The sequence below is a fragment of the Desulfobotulus mexicanus genome, from assembly GCF_006175995.1.
Taxonomy (GTDB): Bacteria; Desulfobacterota; Desulfobacteria; order Desulfobacterales; family ASO4-4; genus Desulfobotulus; species Desulfobotulus mexicanus.
The window spans coordinates 124,999-143,595 of sequence record NZ_VDMB01000002.1 but is presented as its reverse complement, the minus strand read 5'-3'; the positions used below and the strand labels follow the sequence as shown (position 1 = coordinate 143,595).

Annotated in this window: 14 protein-coding genes and 1 pseudogene; all 15 read right to left on the bottom strand. The window is 43.2% G+C overall.

The genetic code is table 11. The features are described 5' to 3' along the window. Window positions 1–37: 37 nt before the first annotated feature. The 15 genes and pseudogenes from FIM25_RS02630 to FIM25_RS02555 all read right to left on the bottom strand — a co-directional run bounded on the left by FIM25_RS02630 (window position 38) and on the right by FIM25_RS02555 (window position 18,499). Window positions 38–1,633 carry an AAA-like domain-containing protein gene (locus tag FIM25_RS02630; RefSeq protein WP_139446007.1) on the bottom strand — a complete coding sequence of 532 codons (1,596 nt, stop codon included), beginning with the start codon at window positions 1,631–1,633 and terminating at the stop codon, window positions 38–40. A gap of 16 nt (window positions 1,634–1,649) precedes the next feature. Continuing rightward, window positions 1,650–3,368, bottom strand: coding sequence for an AAA family ATPase (locus FIM25_RS02625; protein ID WP_139446005.1), 1,719 nt, complete (start codon window positions 3,366–3,368; stop codon window positions 1,650–1,652). 97 nt (window positions 3,369–3,465) lie between these two features. Next, a complete protein-coding gene (locus FIM25_RS02620; RefSeq protein ID WP_139446003.1) occupies window positions 3,466–4,473 on the bottom strand; it encodes an Rpn family recombination-promoting nuclease/putative transposase in 1,008 nt (335 codons plus the stop codon). Between the two features lie 138 nt (window positions 4,474–4,611). Further along, window positions 4,612–6,219 (bottom strand): AAA-like domain-containing protein, encoded by a 1,608-nt coding sequence (locus FIM25_RS02610; RefSeq protein ID WP_139446000.1) that lies wholly within the window; start codon window positions 6,217–6,219, stop codon window positions 4,612–4,614. A gap of 94 nt (window positions 6,220–6,313) precedes the next feature. Beyond that, on the bottom strand, window positions 6,314–8,032 hold the full coding sequence (locus tag FIM25_RS02605) for an AAA family ATPase (RefSeq protein ID WP_139445998.1): 1,719 nt from the start codon (window positions 8,030–8,032) through the stop codon (window positions 6,314–6,316). Window positions 8,033–8,086: 54 nt separating this feature from the next. Continuing rightward, a complete protein-coding gene (locus FIM25_RS02600) occupies window positions 8,087–9,682 on the bottom strand; it encodes an AAA family ATPase (RefSeq protein WP_139445996.1) in 1,596 nt (531 codons plus the stop codon). Between the two features lie 147 nt (window positions 9,683–9,829). Then, the gene (locus FIM25_RS02595; RefSeq protein WP_139445995.1) at window positions 9,830–11,437 is read right to left on the bottom strand and encodes an AAA family ATPase; all 1,608 of its coding nucleotides are present in this window, start codon (window positions 11,435–11,437) and stop codon (window positions 9,830–9,832) included. Between the two features lie 93 nt (window positions 11,438–11,530). Further along, window positions 11,531–13,252, bottom strand: coding sequence for an AAA family ATPase (locus tag FIM25_RS02590; RefSeq protein ID WP_139445993.1), 1,722 nt, complete (start codon window positions 13,250–13,252; stop codon window positions 11,531–11,533). Window positions 13,253–13,397: 145 nt separating this feature from the next. After that, window positions 13,398–13,625, bottom strand: a pseudogene (locus FIM25_RS17845) (glycosyltransferase); the annotation flags it as partial. A 27-nt stretch (window positions 13,626–13,652) separates the two neighbouring features. Then, window positions 13,653–14,738 (bottom strand): UDP-N-acetylglucosamine 2-epimerase, encoded by a 1,086-nt coding sequence (locus FIM25_RS02580; protein WP_139445990.1) that lies wholly within the window; start codon window positions 14,736–14,738, stop codon window positions 13,653–13,655. A gap of 34 nt (window positions 14,739–14,772) precedes the next feature. Beyond that, the gene (locus tag FIM25_RS02575; protein WP_179953105.1) at window positions 14,773–15,180 is read right to left on the bottom strand and encodes a glycosyltransferase; all 408 of its coding nucleotides are present in this window, start codon (window positions 15,178–15,180) and stop codon (window positions 14,773–14,775) included. Window positions 15,181–15,222: 42 nt separating this feature from the next. Next, window positions 15,223–15,954, bottom strand: coding sequence for a class I SAM-dependent methyltransferase (locus tag FIM25_RS02570; RefSeq protein WP_179953104.1), 732 nt, complete (start codon window positions 15,952–15,954; stop codon window positions 15,223–15,225). Then, window positions 15,947–17,068 (bottom strand): glycosyltransferase, encoded by a 1,122-nt coding sequence (locus FIM25_RS02565; RefSeq protein WP_179953103.1) that lies wholly within the window; start codon window positions 17,066–17,068, stop codon window positions 15,947–15,949. The genes FIM25_RS02570 and FIM25_RS02565 overlap by 8 nt, the downstream gene beginning before the upstream one ends. Then, window positions 17,046–17,438 (bottom strand): glycosyltransferase family 4 protein, encoded by a 393-nt coding sequence (locus FIM25_RS17840; protein WP_484068176.1) that lies wholly within the window; start codon window positions 17,436–17,438, stop codon window positions 17,046–17,048. The genes FIM25_RS02565 and FIM25_RS17840 overlap by 23 nt, the downstream gene beginning before the upstream one ends. Before the next feature lie 161 nt (window positions 17,439–17,599). Continuing rightward, the gene (locus FIM25_RS02555) at window positions 17,600–18,499 is read right to left on the bottom strand and encodes a hypothetical protein (protein WP_139445982.1); all 900 of its coding nucleotides are present in this window, start codon (window positions 18,497–18,499) and stop codon (window positions 17,600–17,602) included. Between the last annotated feature and the right edge of the window lie 98 nt (window positions 18,500–18,597).

Sequence of the window (18,597 nt, the reverse complement as noted above, 5' to 3'; positions counted from 1 at the left end):
TCTACAGAAAACCTTCCCACTTCCCACTTCCCACTTTTTACACCCCCCACACGCCCATGGTCCATTTCCCATGATTCATGGTTTTGTTCCAGACTTTTTCTTCCCAGGGGATTTGGGGATTACGGTTGAATATGACAAGATGGGCCTCCCCTGCCCCTGTTTTGTCCGCATAATCGGCTGTCTGCTCAAGGCCTTCCTTTATGGTATTTTCTAAGCCCTTGCGCAGGATTTTAAGCTCTATCACCACCCTCTGCACAGGTCCGAAAAAGCCCTTTTCCTTATCCAGAGGCCATTCCAGAAAAAGATCCGTACGCCTGCTTCCAAGGCCATATTCCCGATTCACCCGGCCACCACCATTGATGATGCGCTGTAAAAAGGCCTGCATGAGCAATTGAGGCCCTGCCTCCTTATAATCGAAACGCTCAATCCAGCTTTCTGAATTCTCCCGGAAGAACTGCTGAAAGGCCAAAAGGAGTTTTTCCATGTCAAGGCTTGAATCTTCTTTCRTGTACCAGATGCTTTTCTGAATCATGGTATCCTGAGTGACCACMGTCAGTTCTCTGGGKATGATTTCTCTGTAAATGCGGTTACTGATATTTATGTGAGGTTTTCGGTGGATGAGTCCCAGATCTTCCACATAATCCATATCATCCCGTGGCATGAGAAGTTCCGTCTGATCKGTGGAAAGAAGTGCTGARATAACTTTATGTACCCTRGGTTCCCTGAGTTTATCCGTAAGCTGATCAAGGTGGGTCTGTCTGGACTGGATGAGTCTTTCCCTTGCCGCAAAATAGTCTTCCAGAAAAAGGGGCTTTGTTCTGTCACGGGCCTCTTTATTGTTCCATGTCAGCTCATGGGCCAGAGCATTGACCAGCCAGGGCTGGCCTTTTGTGTCTTCCCATAGTTCAGGAAAGATTTTTTCATCAAAAACCTGACCAGTTTCTTTAGTGTGCTGCAACCAGAGGTCTTTAGATTCATCTTCCGTGAAATTGCCAAGGCGCAGGGATGCGGCCTTGATATTAAAAGCACTGCCGCCTGTGATAATTTCATTATGGGAGGTGTGGATACGGTAATCCCTGATGTCCCGGACACCACAGAGAATAAGGCTCTGGGGAAAGGCTTTGGGGCGTTGTTCGTACCCTGCTCTGAGCTGACGAAGAAGGGATATGAGGGTATCCCCCACCAGGGCATCCACCTCATCGAGCATGAGAACAAGGGGTTTTTCCAGCCGCATGCTGAAGGCTGCAAGTATGCTGCTGAGGCGGTCTTCTGCTGGAAACTCCTTTACCGTTGTCCGTATCCATGGTTCCAGATCCGGATCATTCAGGTAAAGGGATGCAGAACGGGCAAAGGCACTGCACACAGCTGAAATCCCTGCTTCCACATCTCCCCTTGCGGCCTGTGCTCCCTCAATGTTCACATAAAGGGCTGTAAAATCGTCTTTTTTGTTTAAGGCATGCATCATGGCAATGAGGCTTGAGGTTTTACCGGTCTGTCTGGGGGCATGGAGGATGAAGTAGCGCTGCTGTAGAATCAAATCATAAACCTCATCCCAGTTGATCCGGGTTAAAGGATCAATATGATAGTTCATATCGGCCTTGACAGGGCCTGCATTGTTAAAAAATTTTGCCATGCTTAAGCCTTTCTTTTTAAATATCAAACACCTTAAAACCCCCATTACCGAAGCAGTAAATCACATGCTGTGAAACCTTTGCCTCCGGGTATTCCTTTTTAAGCCCTTCAACATAGCCTGCAATCTGCTCCGTATCTTCAGAAATCATGGTGAAGTTTTCAATACTGATATTGAATTTTTTAAAGGCGGCATTGGAAAAATATTTGAACTCGATGACCATGCGTATGCCTGCAAAGCATTCATTGAATTTACCTACAAACTCCAGATCGGTTCTGCCCTTGGGGTATGATCTTTCCACATTCCAGGTGAACCAGCGGGAAAGATAGCGGGAACAGAGCTCATAAAAGGTAGTGCGGTAGAAGTTTTCATTCACTTGAGAAAAAACCGCTTCGGGAAGCTGGGAAACATATTCCTGCCAGTAGCCTGCAAACAGGGGTTTTAAGTCAAGGGTTTTGACAAAGTACTGCATCATGTCCCCGTAGCCCGTGGAAACGTCAATACGGTACAGCTCATTGAAGTATTCCACAAAGATTCTTCTCATGTTGAGGTTGGGCAGGGTGAGGGCAAAGTCGTTTTTTCGGGTGAGCATGCCCAGATAGAAAAAGGAAATGGGAAAAAAGCCCTTTTCAAAAAACTGTGACATGTTGAATTTCTGGGTAAGCAGGGTGTCGTCATAGTCGATGCTGTTCTGGGTTGTCAGCTGAGTGACAAAACCTTCCGTAAGATCAGGGTTGGAGCCGGTGATTCTTTTGATCCAAAGGATATCGGTTTTAAGATTCATATCCGTTAAGTGTTTTGGCATTGTGCTGTATTTTGTGAACCAGCTCAGAAAATACTGAAGAATGGTGGAGTTGTAGACCGCCTCACCCTCGGGATTTATAAAATGATAACCATTATATTGATTTTTAATGACATCCTGTACCTCATTGCGGGTATCAGGGTTTATGTCATAGTCTCTGTAAATGTCATCGAGAAGTAAATCCACTTCAGACTGGGTGAAGCCGATCATGTTTTCAAAATCCGGTTCAAGGGTGATGAAGGTGGCAATGTTGAAGCCCGAAGCCAGTTCATCCATGGTGACGGGCAAAACACCTGTGATGAAAACATTGTGGATGGCTCCGGTTTTTCTTCCCTCTTTCAAAAGCTTGAAAAAAGTTTTCAAAAAACCATCATCAGCCATGAGCTGCTTATAAAGATGATCTTTGTGGGCTGTAATCAACTGGTTGGCGAAGTTATCATACTCGTCGATGATGACATAGAGGAGCGGCAGCTTATTGTCCTGGATCTTATTGATAACAGACTTCAGATTGGATACGGAGCTGTTTTCCAGATTCAGCAGCGGTTTATCATCTAAAAAACAGGTGTTTCTGTTCACCAGGGATTGAAGGGCAAGATTGACAGTATGATCAAAACTTTTCTCCATCACTTCCAGATCACCCGTCTCAATGGTGGAAAAATCCAGATGCAGCACAAGAAAGGCATTATGCAGGGGCGTTGGGTTTTTGCCTATCCATGTATGGCCAAAAAACTCTTCAAAGTTTTCTTTATATAAAACAGAATAGTAGGACTCCAGCATGGTGCAGAGAAGGGATTTTCCAAAGCGTCGTGGCCGAAGAAATACTGCATTTTTAACTGTTTCAAGCTTTTGAATGTAGGCGGTTTTATCCACAAAATAGCCGTTTTCACGAACAATGGCCGGATAATTGGCTTCACCGTAGAGGATTCTTTTTTTCATAGTCAGTGCCTGTGGCATTCTGGCCGGGTCAGGCCCAGGAGGTAATGAAGTGTGTAATCTTTGGACAGCGGAATAGCCGCCGATGCTTTCTATACGGTTATCCTTTTACCACTGCTTCGGATATTCCCAGTATTGATGCAATATCTTCGTCTGGCAATCCCTGATTACGCATCCCATGGATGGCTTTTTTCATAATGGCTTCCTTCTCAGCCCTTTCCCTTTCCTTCTCAGCCCTTTCCCTTTCTTTTTCAGCCCTTTCCCTCTCCTGAGCCAGGAGGGCCGCCCTGTTCTCAGCAGTTATCCTTTCCTGTTCGGCCATGAAGTGTTCGACCTCATGGCCCAGCCTGATGATTTCCTGCCTCATCTTTTCAGTCATCTTCTCATTGGTCTTCTGAACACGGATAAATTCTTCCTGCACACGGTATTTTTCACGGAGATGGTCATCTTTTGTGAAGGTCTCAATCATTTTATACACCTCCCGGATTATGGGGTTATGATTGATGCGCTCATCCAGGGGCATGGCGTTGTCCTGGATGGTGCCAATGAAGAGAGTCCATTCTTCAAGCTCATTAAGGGGGCTGGCTTCGGCCTTTTTTTCAAGGCTGCGAAGATACTTTTCAAGTTCAATATAATACAGGTGCCAGTGATTGACGAGGGTTTTGTGGGTACGGGTATTCAACATTGCATAATGATTGAACCAGAAATCCTCTTCTTCCGGCTTATCAAAAAGCGTACCCACAAGAATATGAATACCGTAACAGGCTTTAAGGTCACTATAAAGAGCATCTTTGCCTTTCTCAAGCTGATCCCGGTACATGCCCGCAAGGTAAAACTTGCTGCGGGGTGGATAATGAAAGCCCGGATTCACCTGAACCTCAAGGTTCACCCATTCACCGCTCAGGTCATCTTTGGCCCGGATATCAAGGACACCCTGTTTTTCATTCTTGAAGGGCTCAGATTCATCAAATGGATTTAAGATGGTCACATCGGAAAACTTTTTTGCAGGCGATGTAATGGCATTAAGGAGGGCGATTAAAGGGGCTGTGTAGCTTTGCCTTCCGAAAATCCATTTAAACACAATGTCATTGTAAATTTTTATTTCCATGGAAATATTCCCTGCCTGTGGCGCATACGGGTGGCAAAGCGGACAAGATCCTGCAACACCTTCTTTGCACCGTGGTAGATGATCTTTGTCAAAGCAGATTTTCCGTTCTTTTTTCGGTTGGCAAGGGTTCCCAGTTTTTCAAGAACCCCACACGCCCATGGTCCATTTCCCATGATTCATGGTTTTGTTCCAGATTTTTTCTTCCCAGGGGATTTGGGGATTACGGTTGAATATGACAAGATGGGCCTCCCCTGCCCCTGTTTTGTCCGCATAGTCGGTTGTCTGCTCAAGCCCTTCTTTTATGGTATTTTCTAAACCCTTGCGCAGGATTTTAAGCTCTATCACCACCCTCTGCACAGGTCCGAAAAAGCCCTTTTCCTTATCCAGAGGCCATTCCAGAAAAAGGTCCGTGCGTCTGCTCCCAAGGCCGTATTCCCGGTTCACCCGGCCACCGCCATTGATGATGCGCTGTAAAAATGCCTGCATGAGCAATTGAGGCCCTGCCTCTTTATAATCGAAACGCTCAATCCAGCTTTCTGAATTCTCCCGGAAGAACTGCTGAAAGGCGGAAAGAAGCTTTGTCATGTCAAGGCTCAAATCTTCTTTCGTGTACCAGAGGGATTCCTGAACTATACGGGTCTGGGCCAGCCAGGTCATTTCCCTTGGAATAACTTCCCTGTAAATCCGGTTAGAGATGGCAATCTGAGGCTTTGTAGTAATGAGGCCAAGATCTTCAACATACTGCTGGTCATCCGTACTGATTTTGCCAAAAACCGTATCCGGCAGCTCTTCACCCTGAAGAAGTTCTTCAATGATGCGGCTGACCCGTGGTTCCTTAAGTTTATCCGTAAGCTGATCAAGGTGGGTCTGTCTGGACTGGATCAGTCTTTCCCTTGCTGCAAAATAGTCTTCCAGAAAAAGGGGCTTTGTTCTGTCACGGGCCTCTTTGTTGTTCCATGTCAGCTCATGGGCCAGGGCATTGACCAGCCATGGCTGCCCTTTTGTGTCTTCCCATAGTTCAGGAAAGATTTTTTCATCAAAAACCTGACCAGTTTCTTTAGTGTGCTGCAACCAGAGGTCTTTAGATTCATCTTCCGTGAAATTGCCAAGGCGCAGGGATGCGGCCTTGATATTAAAGGCACTGCCGCCAGTGATGATTTCATTATGGGAGGTGTGGATGCGGTAATCCCTGATGTCCCGGACACCACAGAGAACAAGGCTCTGGGGAAAGGCTTTGGGGCGTTGTTCGTACCCAGCTCTGAGCTGGCGAAGAAGGGATATGAGGGTATCCCCCACCAGGGCATCCACCTCATCGAGCATGAGAACAAGGGGTTTTTCCAGCCGCATGCTGAAGGCTGCAAGTATGCTGCTGAGGCGGTCTTCTGCTGGAAACTCCTTTACCGTTGCCCGTATCCATGGTTCCAGATCCGGATCATTCAGGTAAAGGGATGCAGAACGGGCAAAGGCACTGCACACGGCTGAAATCCCTGCTTCCACATCTCCCCTTGCGGCCTGTGCTCCCTCAATGTTTACATAAAGGGCTGTAAAATCTTCTTTTTTGTTTAAGGCATGCATCATGGCAATGAGGCTTGAGGTTTTACCGGTCTGCCTGGGGGCATGGAGGATAAAGTAACGCTGCTGTAGAATCAGATCATAAACCTCATCCCAGTCAATACGGGTCAGGGGATCAATATGATAGTTCATATCTGCCTTGACAGGGCCTGCATTGTTAAAAAATTTTGCCATGCTTAAGCCTTTCTTAAAACTATGGGACAGCCACTTTGTCATTAAAAAAGACTGTTTTAGGTAACTGGTTTTTTTAAGAAATAATCAATCATTTTTAAATATCAAACACCTTAAAACCACCATTGCCGAAGCAGTAGATCACATGCTGTGAAACCTTTGCCTCCGGGTATTCCTTTTTAAGCCCTTCAACATAGCCTGCAATCTGCTCCGTATCTTCAGAAATCATGGTGAAGTTTTCAATACTGGTATTGAATTTCTTAGAGGCTGCATTGGAAAAGTATTTGAACTCTATAACCATGCGGATGCCCGCAAAGCATTCATTAAATTTGCCCACAAATTCAAGATCTGTGCGACCTTTTGGGTATGATCTTTCCACATTCCAGGTGAACCAGCGGGAAAGATAGCGGGAACAGAGTTCATAAAAGGTAGTGCGGTAGAAGTTTTCATTCACTTGAGAAAAAACCGCTTCGGGAAGCTGGGAAACATATTCCTGCCAGTAGCCTGCAAACAGGGCTTTTAAGTCAAGGGTTTTGACAAAGTGCTGCATCATGTCCCCGTAGCCCGTGGAAACGTCAATTCTGTGCAGCTCATTGAAGTATTCCACAAAGATTCTTCTCATGTTGAGGTTGGGCAGGGTTAGGGCAAAATCGTTTTTTCGGGTGAGCATGCCCAGATAGAAAAAGGAAATGGGAAAAAAGCCCTTTTCAAAAAACTGTGACATGTTGAATTTCTGGGTAAGCAGGGTGTCGTCATAGTCGATGCTGTTCTGGGTTGTCAGCTGAGTGACAAAACCTTCCGTAAGATCAGGGTTGGAGCCGGTGATTCTTTTGATCCAAAGGATATCGGTTTTGAGGTTCATGTCCGTCAAGTGTTTGGGCATGGTTTTAAATTCACAAAACCAGCTCAGAAAATATTGAAGAATGGTGGAGTTATAAACCGCCTCACCTTCGGGATCGATAAAATGATAGCCATTGTATTGATTTTTAATGACATCCTGAACCTCATTGCGGGTGTCCGGGTTGATCTCATAATCTCTGTAAATTTCATCCAGCAGGCTATCCACTTCAGACTGGGTGAAGCCGATCATGTTTTCAAAATTGGGGTTCAGGGTGATGAAGGTGGCAATGTTGAAGCCCGAAGCCAGTTCATCCATGGTGACGGGCAGAACGCCTGTGATGAAAACATTGTGGATGGCTCCGGTTTTTCGGCCCTCTTTCAAAAGCTTGAAAAAGGTTTTCAAAAAACCGTCATCGGCCATGAGCTGCTTATAAAGATGATCTTTGTGGGCTGTAATCAACTGGTTGGCGAAGTTATCATACTCGTCGATGATGACATAGAGGAGCGGCAGCTTATTGTCCTGGATCTTATTGATAACAGACTTCAGATTGGATACGGAGCTGTTTTCCRGATTCAGCAGCGGTTTATCATCTAAAAAACAGGTGTTTCTGTTCACCAGGGATTGAAGGGCAAGRTTKACAGTATGATCAAAACTTTTCTCCATCACTTCCAGATCACCCGTCTCAATGGTGGAAAARTCCAGATGCAGMACAAGAAAGGCATTATGCAGGGGGGTTGGGTTTTTGCCTATCCATGTATGGCCAAAAAACTCTTCAAAGTTTTCTTTATATAAAACCGAATAGTAGGACTCCAGCATGGTGCAGAGAAGGGATTTTCCAAAGCGTCGTGGCCGAAGGAATACGGCATTTTTTACCGTTTCAAGCCTTTGAATGTAGGCGGTTTTATCCACAAAATAGCCGTTTTCACGAACAATGGCTGAGTAATTGGCTTCACCGTAGAGGATTCTTTTTTTCATAGTCAGCACCTGTGAAGTAGTTTTTTTCCTGAACCATAGCAGGATAGCCACTTTTTACGCCCCCCACACGCCCATGGTCCATTTCCCATGATTCATGGTTTTATTCCAGACTTTTTCTTCCCAGGGGATTTGGGGATTACGGTTGAATATGACAAGATGGGCCTCCCCTGCCCCTGTTTTGTCCGCATAATCGGCTGTCTGCTCAAGGCCTTCCTTTATGGTATTTTCTAAACCCTTGCGCAGGATTTTAAGCTCTATCACCACCCTCTGCACAGGTCCGAAAAAGCCCTTTTCCTTATCCAGAGGCCATTCCAGAAAAAGATCCGTACGCCTGCTCCCAAGGCCGTATTCCCGGTTCACCCGGCCACCGCCATTGATGATGCGCTGTAAAAATGTCTGCATGAGCAATTGAGGCCCTGCCTCCTTATAATCGAAGCGCTCAATCCAGCTTTCTGAATTCTCCCGGAAGAACTGCTGAAAGGCCAAAAGGAGTTTTTCCATGTCAAGGCTTGAATCTTCTTTCGTGTACCAGATGCTTTTCTGAATCATGGTATCCTGAGTGACCACCGTCAGTTCTCTGGGTATGATTTCTCTGTAAATGCGGTTACTGATATTTATGTGAGGTTTTCGGTGGATGAGTCCCAGATCTTCCACATAATCCATATCATCCCGTGGCATGAGAAGTTCCGTCTGATCTGTGGAAAGAAGTGCTGAGATAACTTTATGTACCCTGGGTTCCCTGAGCTTATCCGTAAGCTGATCAAGGTGGGTCTGTCTGGACTGGATGAGTCTTTCCCTTGCTGCAAAATAGTCTTCCAGAAAAAGGGGCTTTGTTCTGTCACGGGCCTCTTTATTGTTCCATGTCAGCTCATGGGCCAGAGCATTGACCAGCCAGGGCTGGCCTTTTGTGTCTTCCCAGAGTTCAGGAAAGATTTTTTCATCAAAAATCTGCCCTGTTTCTTTCGTGTGCTGCAGCCAGAGGTCTTTACATTCATCTTCCGTAAAATTGCCAAGGCGCAGGGATGCGGCCTTGATATTGAAAGCACTGCCGCCAGTTATGATTTCATTATGGGAGGTGTGGATACGATAATCCCTGATGTCCCGGACACCACAGAGAATAAGGCTCTGGGGAAAGGCTTTGGGTCTTCTGTCATAGCCGGATCGGATCTGACGGAGGAGAGAGATGAGGGTGTCTCCCACCAGAGAATCCACCTCATCGAGCATGAGAACAAGGGGTTTTTCTAGCATCTGTGACCACCTGGTGAGCAGTTCCGCAAGGGCACCCTGCATCTTCCTTTGTTTTCTTACTTCCTCAAGCATGGCCGATGGCCTGTCATCTTCAAGATAAACCGAAGCTGCAGATGCCAGTGCGCCGATCACCTCATTAATTCCTGCATCCACATCATTCCTTGCGGCCTGTGCTCCCTCGATGTTCACATAAAGGGCTGTAAAATCTTCTTTTTTGTTTAAGGCATGCATCATGGCAATGAGGCTTGAGGTTTTACCTGTCTGCCTGGGGGCATGGAGGATAAAATAACGCTGCTGTAGAATCAGATCATAAACCTCATCCCAGTCAATCCGGGTCAGGGGATCAATATGATAGTTCATATCTGCCTTGACAGGGCCTGCATTGTTAAAAAATTTTGCCATGCTTAAGCCTTTCTTAAAACTATGGGACAGCCACTTTGTCATTAAAAAAGACTGTTTTAGGTAACTGGTTTTTTTAAGAAATAATCAGTCATTTTTAAACTTCAGACACTTCTACAAAAAACCTTCCCACTTCCCACTTCCCACTTTTTACACCCCCCACACGCCCATGGTCCATTTCCCATGATTCATGGTTTTGTTCCAGATTTTTTCTTCCCAGGGGATCTGGGGATTGCGGTTGAATATGACAAGATGGGCCTCCCCTGCCGCTGTTTTATCGGCATAGTCGGCTGTCTGCTCAAGGCCTTCCTTTATGGTATTTTCTAAACCCTTGCGCAGGATTTTAAGCTCTATCACCACCCTCTGCACAGGTCCGAAAAAGCCCTTTTCCTTATCCAGAGGCCATTCCAGAAAAAGGTCCGTGCGTCTGCTTCCAAGTCCGTATTCCCGGTTAACCCGACCACCACCATTGATGATGCGCTGTAAAAAGGCCTGCATGAGCAATTGAGGCCCTGCCTCCTTATAATCGAAGCGCTCAATCCAGCTTTCTGAATTTTCCCTGAAAAACTGCTGAAAAGCCAAAAGAAGCTTTGTCATATCAAGGTTTTTGTCTTCTCTCATGTACCAGGTGGACTCATGAACAATACGGGTCTGGGCCAGCCAGGTCATTTCCCTTGGAATAACTTCCCTGTAAATCCGGTTAGAGATGGCAATCTGGGGCTTTGTAGTAATGAGGCCAAGATCTTCAACATACTGCTGGTCATCCGTACTGATTTTGCCAAAAACCGTATCCGGCAGCTCTTCACCCTGAAGAAGTTCTTCAATGATGCGGCTGACCCGTGGTTCCTTAAGTTTATCCGTAAGCTGATCAAGGTGGGTCTGTCTGGACTGGATCAGTCTTTCCCTTGCTGCAAAATAGTCTTCCAGAAAAAGGGTTTTGCTTCGGTCACGGGCCTCTTTATTGTTCCATGTCAGCTCATGGGCCAGAGCATTGACCAGCCAGGGCTGGCCTTTTGTGTCTTCCCAGAGTTCAGGAAAGATTTTTTCATCAAAAATCTGACCTGTTTCTTTCGTGTGCTGCAACCAGAGGTCTTTACATTCATCTTCCGTAAAATTGCCAAGGCGCAGGGATGCGGCCTTGATATTAAAAGCACTGCCGCCTGTGATGATTTCATTATGGGAGGTGTGGATGCGGTAATCCCTGATGTCCCGGACACCACAAAGAATAAGGCTCTGGGGAAAGGCTTTGGGTCTTCTGTCATAGCCGGATCGGATCTGACGGAGGAGAGAGATGAGAGTGTCTCCCACCAGAGAATCCACCTCATCGAGCATGAGAACAAGGGGTTTTTCTAGCATCTGTGACCACCTGGTGAGCAGTTCCGCAAGGGCACCCTGCATCTTCCTTTGTTTTCTTACTTCCTCAAGCATGGCCGATGGCCTGTCATCTTCAAGATAAACCGAAGCTGCAGATGCCAGTGCGCCGATCACCTCATTAATTCCTGCATCCACATCATTCCTTGCGGCCTGTGCTCCCTCGATGTTCACATAAAGGGCTGTAAAATCTTCTTTTTTGTTTAAGGCATGCATCATGGCAATGAGGCTGGAGGTTTTGCCGGTCTGTCTGGGGGCGTGGAGGATAAAATAACGCTGCTGTAGAATCAGATCATAAACCTCATCCCAGTCAATACGGGTCAGGGGATCAATATGATAGTTCATATCTGCCTTGACAGGGCCTGCATTGTTAAAAAATTTTGCCATGCTTAAGCCTTTCTTAAAACTATGGGACAGCCACTTTGTCATTAAAAAAGACTGTTTTAGGTAACTGGTTTTTTAAGAGATAATCAGTCATTTTTAAATATCAAACACCTTAAAACCCCCATTGCCGAAGCAGTAAATCACATGCTGTGAAACCTTTGCCTCCGGGTATTCCTTTTTAAGCCCTTCAACATAGCCTGCAATCTGCTCCGTATCTTCAGAAATCATGGTGAAGTTTTCAATGCTGGTATTGAATTTTTTAAAGGCAGCATTGGAAAAATACTTGAATTCTATGACCATGCGGATGCCTGCAAAGCATTCATTGTATTTGCCTACAAACTCAAGATCTGTGCGACCTTTTGGGTATGATCTTTCCACATTCCATGTGAACCAGCGGGAAAGATAGCGGGAACAGAGTTCATAAAAGGTGGTGCGGTAAAAGTTTTCATTCACTTGATTGAAAACCGCTTCAGGAAGCTGGGAAACATACTCCTGCCAGTAGCCCGCAAACAGGGCTTTTAAATCAAGGGTTTTAACAAAATGCTGCATCATGTCCCCGTACCCGGTGGAAACATCAATACGGTACAGCTCATTGAAGTATTCCACAAAGATTCTTCTCATGTTGAGGTTGGGCAGGGTGAGGGCAAAGTCGTTTTTTCGGGTGAGCATGCCCAGATAGAAAAATGAGATGGGAAAAAAGCCCTTTTCAAAAAACTGTGACATGTTGAATTTCTGGGTAAGCAGGGTGTCGTCATAATCAATGCTGTTCTGGGTTGTCAGCTGAGTGACAAAACCTTCCGTAAGCTCAGGGTTGGAGCCGGTGATTCTTTTGACCCAAAGGATATCGGTTTTAAGATTCATATCCGTTAAGTGTTTTGGCATAGTGCGGTATTTTGTGAACCAACTCAGAAAATACTGAAGAATGGTGGAGTTATAGACCGCCTCACCTTCGGGATTTATAAAATGATAACCATTATATTGATTTTTAATAACATCCTGTACCTCATTGCGGGTATCCGGGTTTATGTCATAGTCTCTGTAAATGTCATCGAGAAGTAAATCCACTTCGGACTGGGTGAAGCCGATCATGTTTTCAAAATCCGGTTCAAGGGTGATGAAAGTGGCAATGTTAAAGCCCGAAGCCAGTTCATCCATGGTGACGGGCAAAACGCCTGTGATGAAAACATTATGGATGGCTCCGGTTTTTCGGCCCTCTTTCAAAAGCTTGAAAAAGGTTTTCAGAAAACCATCATCAGCCATGAGCTGCTTATAAAGATGATCTTTATGACCTGTGATGAGCTGGTTGGCAAAATTGTCGTACTCATCGATGATAACATAAAGGGATGGGGCATTTTTACGGCTGATGGCCCGCAAAAGTTGATTCAGGTTTTCTGTGGCACTGCTTTCATGCCGGATCTTCACATCTGTATCTTCAAAAAAAGAGCTGTGCAGGTACAAAATATTTTCAAGGACAAGGTTGACACTGCTGTTGAAGCTTTTTTCCATCACCTGCATGTCTCCGGTTTCAACCACTGAAAAATCAAGGGACAGAACCATAAGGCTGTTATGCAGGCGGGTTGGGTTTTTGCCTATCCATGTATGGCTAAAAAGCTCTTCAAAGTTTTCTTTATATAAAACAGAATAGTAGGATTCCAGCATGGTGCAGAGAAGGGATTTTCCAAAGCGTCGCGGCCGAAGGAATACTGCATTTTTTACAGTTTCAAGCTTTTGAATGTAGGCGGTTTTATCCACAAAATAGCCGTTTTCACGAACAATGGCTGAGTAATTGGCTTCACCGTAGAGGATTCTTTTTTTCATAGTCAGCGCCTGTGAAACGAGATTTTTTTCTTCCTAGAGTAAAAAACCATATGACATCAAGCTTAAACTAAAAGACAGTTTTGATCCATCTTTTCAATCCTTACCCTGATGTGTTCAGCCTGATGAAATCAAAAATTCATTTTGTTCATTTTTTTTCTGCCAGACTTTCAAACAGACAGGAAAATTTTTGGGCAGAAGCTTTTCGGGTAAAGGTCTCATTTACCTTTAGCAGTGCATTATCAGCTAATATTTCTGCAAGTGCTGTATCTTTGCTCAGTCTGACTATGGCTCCGGCCAGTTGTTCCGGAGACCTTTCATCCACAAGCAGGCCTGTTTTTTCATGGGTTACGGAATCCGTAATGCCGCCAGTTCTGCTTGCAACTACGAGGAAGAAATACTATCATGAATTCATTTGATGAACTAAAAAATCAGCTATTTTAACAGAAGGTTTTGGCCATTCGTCAATGAGATAAGTAATAGAATCAATATTATTTATAAAGCTATCCAATACGGCATAATCAAAGTTCCATAACATGGCATTATTGCCTAGGCCATCAGGACGCTCCGTCTTGTTGCGCAATATCAGGCAAGGCTTGCATAAATAAGCACACTCCTCTTGGATGCTTCCTCCATCTGCAAGTACCATCTTCGAATTGCGAATCAAAGCAGTAAATTCGACATAATTTTGCATTTCTATAATTTCGACATTCGATGATATTTTTTCCATTAAAGCAAATTGTTTTAGATATTTACGGGTTGGCTTGTGAACCACAAAAACAACCTTTATTTTTTTCGAAACACAATTAATGAGTTGAATGACTTTTTCAAGTCTATTTCGATTAGTTATTGTCTCAAGGCGGTGGCATGTCGCAAGAGCATAAGGCTCTTTAGGTATTTCTATATTAACATAATTTTTATGAATAAAACGCAGGGCGTCAACAACAGTGTTACCATCCACCTTTATTATTTTACCTTTTAAACGCATAGACTTAAGATTATTGTACGACATATCGGATGGTGCAAATAAAAAATCACACTTTTTCATGCAGTAGATTCTAATTATTTCTTCAGGAAACGGATGTAAATAGTTAAAGCTACGCAGGCCCGCTTCAATATGCCCAACTTTAAGTTTAGCTGCTTTTGCCAACATCAACCCAAACAATGTACTCAAAGTATCACCGTGTATAAGACATATTCCGCCACCTGCAAAAACCTTATCCCTAAGATTCTTTCTTTTAAAAAAATAACAAACTAAAAGATATCCCACCCATTTAAATGCATCAATACTATTTGTAATGTCACGATTATCTTTGCAAAAGCTAAAATCTGGCTCTTTTATTCTAAAAATTTTACGTAGAGATTGAGTAAAATTCCCATGCTGCCCGCTATCTACATATCTAAATACAATATTTCTACGCTGCAATTCAACCATAACAGGAGCAGTCTTTATGAGTTGTGCTTTTGTTCCAATAAAAAAATGTATCATAAATGTTCTCCCTGACCATTATATTTTACAATATTCAAAAAAGAGAGCCTGCTGTTCCGGAAAAACCCTGAGGCAACAACCAGTGGGAGTGTATAATGTCATATTTTTTTCTTCTTAGCTGTTTCAGTACGGCTGCTATCTGAGCAAGGACAAAAACCGGAAGCTTGAGGTAGTCAGAAGGTTGTTTACGCAGGTTAATCAGGGCACCGCTGCGATAACAGAGAGTCTGCTGCTCAGGTGGCCAGAAATACTGAAAACGCCTTGTGGGGATATCATGCAGCACTTCTTCTATGGCAGCACCCGGTGCATGTGGTGCCAGGGCATCCACCTGCCAGCCCAATTTTTTTAGATCATGGATCAGGTTGAGAACAAAGGGAGCCGAAGAATCCTGTACCCATCTGGGGAAGGTGGAAGTAAGACAAAGTATTCTTTTTGCAGTCATTCTTTTTCTCACCATCGTCTTTAATGATTAAAATAATCTTGCCTATTTTTTTGCGATGAAGACCATTTGATGGCAATGATAAGGGTCTGTTTTTTCAAGTATGGGTTGTAAAAAATTGGGAAAAGGATACAAGCCAAAACCATAACCTTTAACATCTCTGAACCCAACCATGGTAAGATATTTCTTTAGAACTCGAAAACTGAAAACTACAAGATGTCTGTGTTGCGGCGTATCAATTTCCGTATCTGCTAAAATACTGTCACTGCTTACCCTGAAAACCTCTTCGTTATTAAGCAGCTCATTTGAATCAGGATGTGGTCCGCTTGAAGGCATCTTGCCGACAGCCAACAGTGCAATACTGAATAATGTACTTATATTTGGTGTAAGTAAAATAAGCCGTCCATTCTTATCAAGAATACGATAACATTCCTTCATAAACGAACAGCCATTAAGTAGATGTTCTAATACTGAAAGCCCGAAAACGCACTGAAAAAGCCCATCTTCAAAATCCAATTTTCTATTCAGATCGCTATATATAACATTTAAGCCTTTATCCTTGCATTGCTCTACTGCGGCAGCAGACCAGTCAATTCCGTGGTAGTTCTTTTGTTCAAAAAGCAGGGATTTACTGATTATTTCAAAGCTTCTGCCAGTATTTGCGCCACAATCAAGACATTTTCCGCCATTTTTAAGTGCATCTACAATTTCTTTGTATGCCAGAGAATATGCTTCATCCATTGTCCTTTCGTATAATCTTTTAAAATAACTATCCATTATACCCTTCATTATTTTCAGCACCTTTCTTTACTTTATCATTTATAATACAATAAAGTTCTTCTAAAAAACTATCTGCTATAGTATGCCAGAGTAGTGAATCAGGAATTTTGACCAATTTGGGATTTAGTAAATGATATTTTATTTTTTCCAATAGCTCCTGAGTATCGCCACAATTATATATAAAAAACTGATCATTATTGAGATAACAAGCTACATCACTTACTTTAGCAGCAACAACAGGACGCTCGCAAGCCAAGTATTCAGATATTTTGCATGGATTACAGCAATGAGACAAAGGATGATCTGCATAAGGCGCAACCATAACATCTGAAGCTCCTATTATTACTGGAACCAAACTCTGATCTACTTGACCAATATACACAATTTCATCTGCATTAAAATTTATATTAGCTATATTTTTTCCAGCTATTAACATCTTGACATTATAATCTTTTCGAAGACATCTAATAGCACTTATTATAGCTAAATAGTCAAATCGTGCATCTATTGAACCTGTATAGCCAATATAATAACAATCTAAATTTAAACCCAGATATTCTCTGCAGGCAATCTTATCTCTCAAATAAAACACTTGCGTGTTTGTACCGTTTGGAAAAATACCTATCTTAATATTTTTATTAAAAGAACTAACTTTTTTTTGAATATTCTTACTGACACAACTGATATAATTAGAATTTTTAATAACTTTTTGGTATATCCATTTAAAAGAAGGAAATCTACTGATATCAAACTCCGAGTAATCATCATATACATCAAAAACAAATGGTAAACTATTTAGCCTCGCAATAATTAAACCTAGCATCCCAACCAACTGATCACCACTTGAAATTACAATATCATACCGCTTCCTACTAAGATGCGGAATTAAATTCTTAATAGAAACAAATAATCTTTTTATAGATATACTTTCAAAACTAACCCCATTAGCGATATGCTTGCTCATATCTCTTGAATGATAGTTAACAGCTACAACATTAACCTTGTGCCCCTTGTTAGACCAGCAAACAGGAAAATGGTAGAGTCGGCCATATCGATCTTTAATCAAGTCTTTATTGGTATAAAATCTTTTACACAGAAACAAAATCTTCATAATCATCCTTTATTCTTTGGCCTGCTTGGATGCTCATTTTCTTTTTTACAAGATCAGCCGTAAAATGGCTTACGGCTGTAATTGCATCTGCACGAAGTACAGAAAGCTTTGTGAAATATTTAAGATCCGTCTGACAATGAATGCTTTGAAAAAAAGTACTATATGGTCTTAAAAAACGATCCAAAGAAAAGCCATGAAATGTCAGCACCAAAGGTATGTTTTTGCGGGCATGAAAACAGCCATAGTCTGCTGTCGTATGTATAATATCTGCATGTTCATTGCGGCCGGGCGTGAAAAGAGATGGCGGAAACAGCGTTCTGTATGGGGAATATGGAATAACCCTGTAGTCTGGAATCCCGCCCTGAAGCATTTTATGGACAACAAAGGCTCCGTTGCCGGTTGCCGAGGGGCTGATGATTCTTTTAAACAAAGACGAGTTTAGTGTATCCATAACTTTTTCCTAATATTTCTTAAGTAACTACAAGCTACTATAGAGAAAGACACCACTGTGCGATGCGCACTGTTCTAGACTTAAGAATTGTAATTTGGAATATAAAGCTGCTCACCAGCCATCACCCGATCAAACACTGCAAGTGCTTCTTTTAGACTAAAGAGTCCAGAGCGCACATGATGCCAGTGATTAGCATGTTCACGAATTACGAGATAAGGCGGTGACTGAAACAAGCGCACGGGTATTGAAGTCCATCCCAGAGTACTGAGGGCAGCAATTCTGTGTTGCCCACTTCCAGCATGATAAAAGATCCAGTCTTTGCTGGAACATAGAAAAGTACCACTTATATCACCATCTAAACGGTGCGTACGTTGGTAACCGTTTTTTTTTATACTGATTATTAGTTTGGTAAGTCGAGATAATTCAACCTCAAGATCCAATGGATTTTTAGGCCCCCAAAATTGCCAATTAAAATCCTTAACTATTGTCTTGGTCGCATGTGGTAAGTAATCATTAATAATGCCATGTTGAATGTCCTCTTTCTGCCGCTGCATACTTCTAAAATCCCAGGGCAAAACTGCGGCAGATGGCGGTGATTCTCGAAGGATTTTATGGCAAGTTGTCTCGTCTAATCCAAGAAATTGGGCAGCATTTTTAGGTTGCCAATTTTTATAAAAACGTTGAAGAGAAGAACCTTTTGCGGAGGTTATTTTACCTGCTTCCCATTCTTGCAAAGTGCGAATGTAGGGATGATAAGTTCCGGCATGACAAGGAAATGCATTAGCTCCAAGTGTTCGAATTTTTTCAATAGGAATGTTAATTAAGACGCTATGACGCCCAGCCTGATAAAAGGCATCCAAGGGATGGTTTATTATATTTCTTAAATCCAGCGGTTTACCTGGCGACAATTTCAAACCAAAAAAATCAGAAATCTTTACAGCAATCGGATCAAGGCGATAGAGCCAAGCATTTTTTTTCATAATTAATCACTTTAAGTAAAATCCAGCGGATGATTCGGTGCGACAGTGACGCCAATCCGGTCCGCAATACGCTGCAATATGTAATCCGCCCAGCGCCA

Bases quoted from the DNA above. Each gene is read 5' to 3' on its own strand.
- FIM25_RS02565 (WP_179953103.1), bottom strand. From the start codon at position 17,068: ATGAAGATTTTGTTTCTGTGTAAAAGATTTTATACCAATAAAGACTTG.
- FIM25_RS02595 (WP_139445995.1), bottom strand. From the start codon at position 11,437: ATGGCAAAATTTTTTAACAATGCAGGCCCTGTCAAGGCAGATATGAAC.
- FIM25_RS02620 (WP_139446003.1), bottom strand. From the start codon at position 4,473: ATGGAAATAAAAATTTACAATGACATTGTGTTTAAATGGATTTTCGGA.
- FIM25_RS02580 (WP_139445990.1), bottom strand. From the start codon at position 14,738: ATGATACATTTTTTTATTGGAACAAAAGCACAACTCATAAAGACTGCT.
- FIM25_RS02600 (WP_139445996.1), bottom strand. From the start codon at position 9,682: ATGGCAAAATTTTTTAACAATGCAGGCCCTGTCAAGGCAGATATGAAC.
- FIM25_RS02570 (WP_179953104.1), bottom strand. From the start codon at position 15,954: ATGGATAGTTATTTTAAAAGATTATACGAAAGGACAATGGATGAAGCA.
- FIM25_RS02555 (WP_139445982.1), bottom strand. From the start codon at position 18,499: ATGAAAAAAAATGCTTGGCTCTATCGCCTTGATCCGATTGCTGTAAAG.
- FIM25_RS02610 (WP_139446000.1), bottom strand. From the start codon at position 6,219: ATGGCAAAATTTTTTAACAATGCAGGCCCTGTCAAGGCAGATATGAAC.
- FIM25_RS02625 (WP_139446005.1), bottom strand. From the start codon at position 3,368: ATGAAAAAAAGAATCCTCTACGGTGAAGCCAATTATCCGGCCATTGTT.
- FIM25_RS17840 (WP_484068176.1), bottom strand. From the start codon at position 17,438: ATGCTTCAGGGCGGGATTCCAGACTACAGGGTTATTCCATATTCCCCA.
- FIM25_RS02590 (WP_139445993.1), bottom strand. From the start codon at position 13,252: ATGAAAAAAAGAATCCTCTACGGTGAAGCCAATTACTCAGCCATTGTT.
- FIM25_RS02575 (WP_179953105.1), bottom strand. From the start codon at position 15,180: ATGACTGCAAAAAGAATACTTTGTCTTACTTCCACCTTCCCCAGATGG.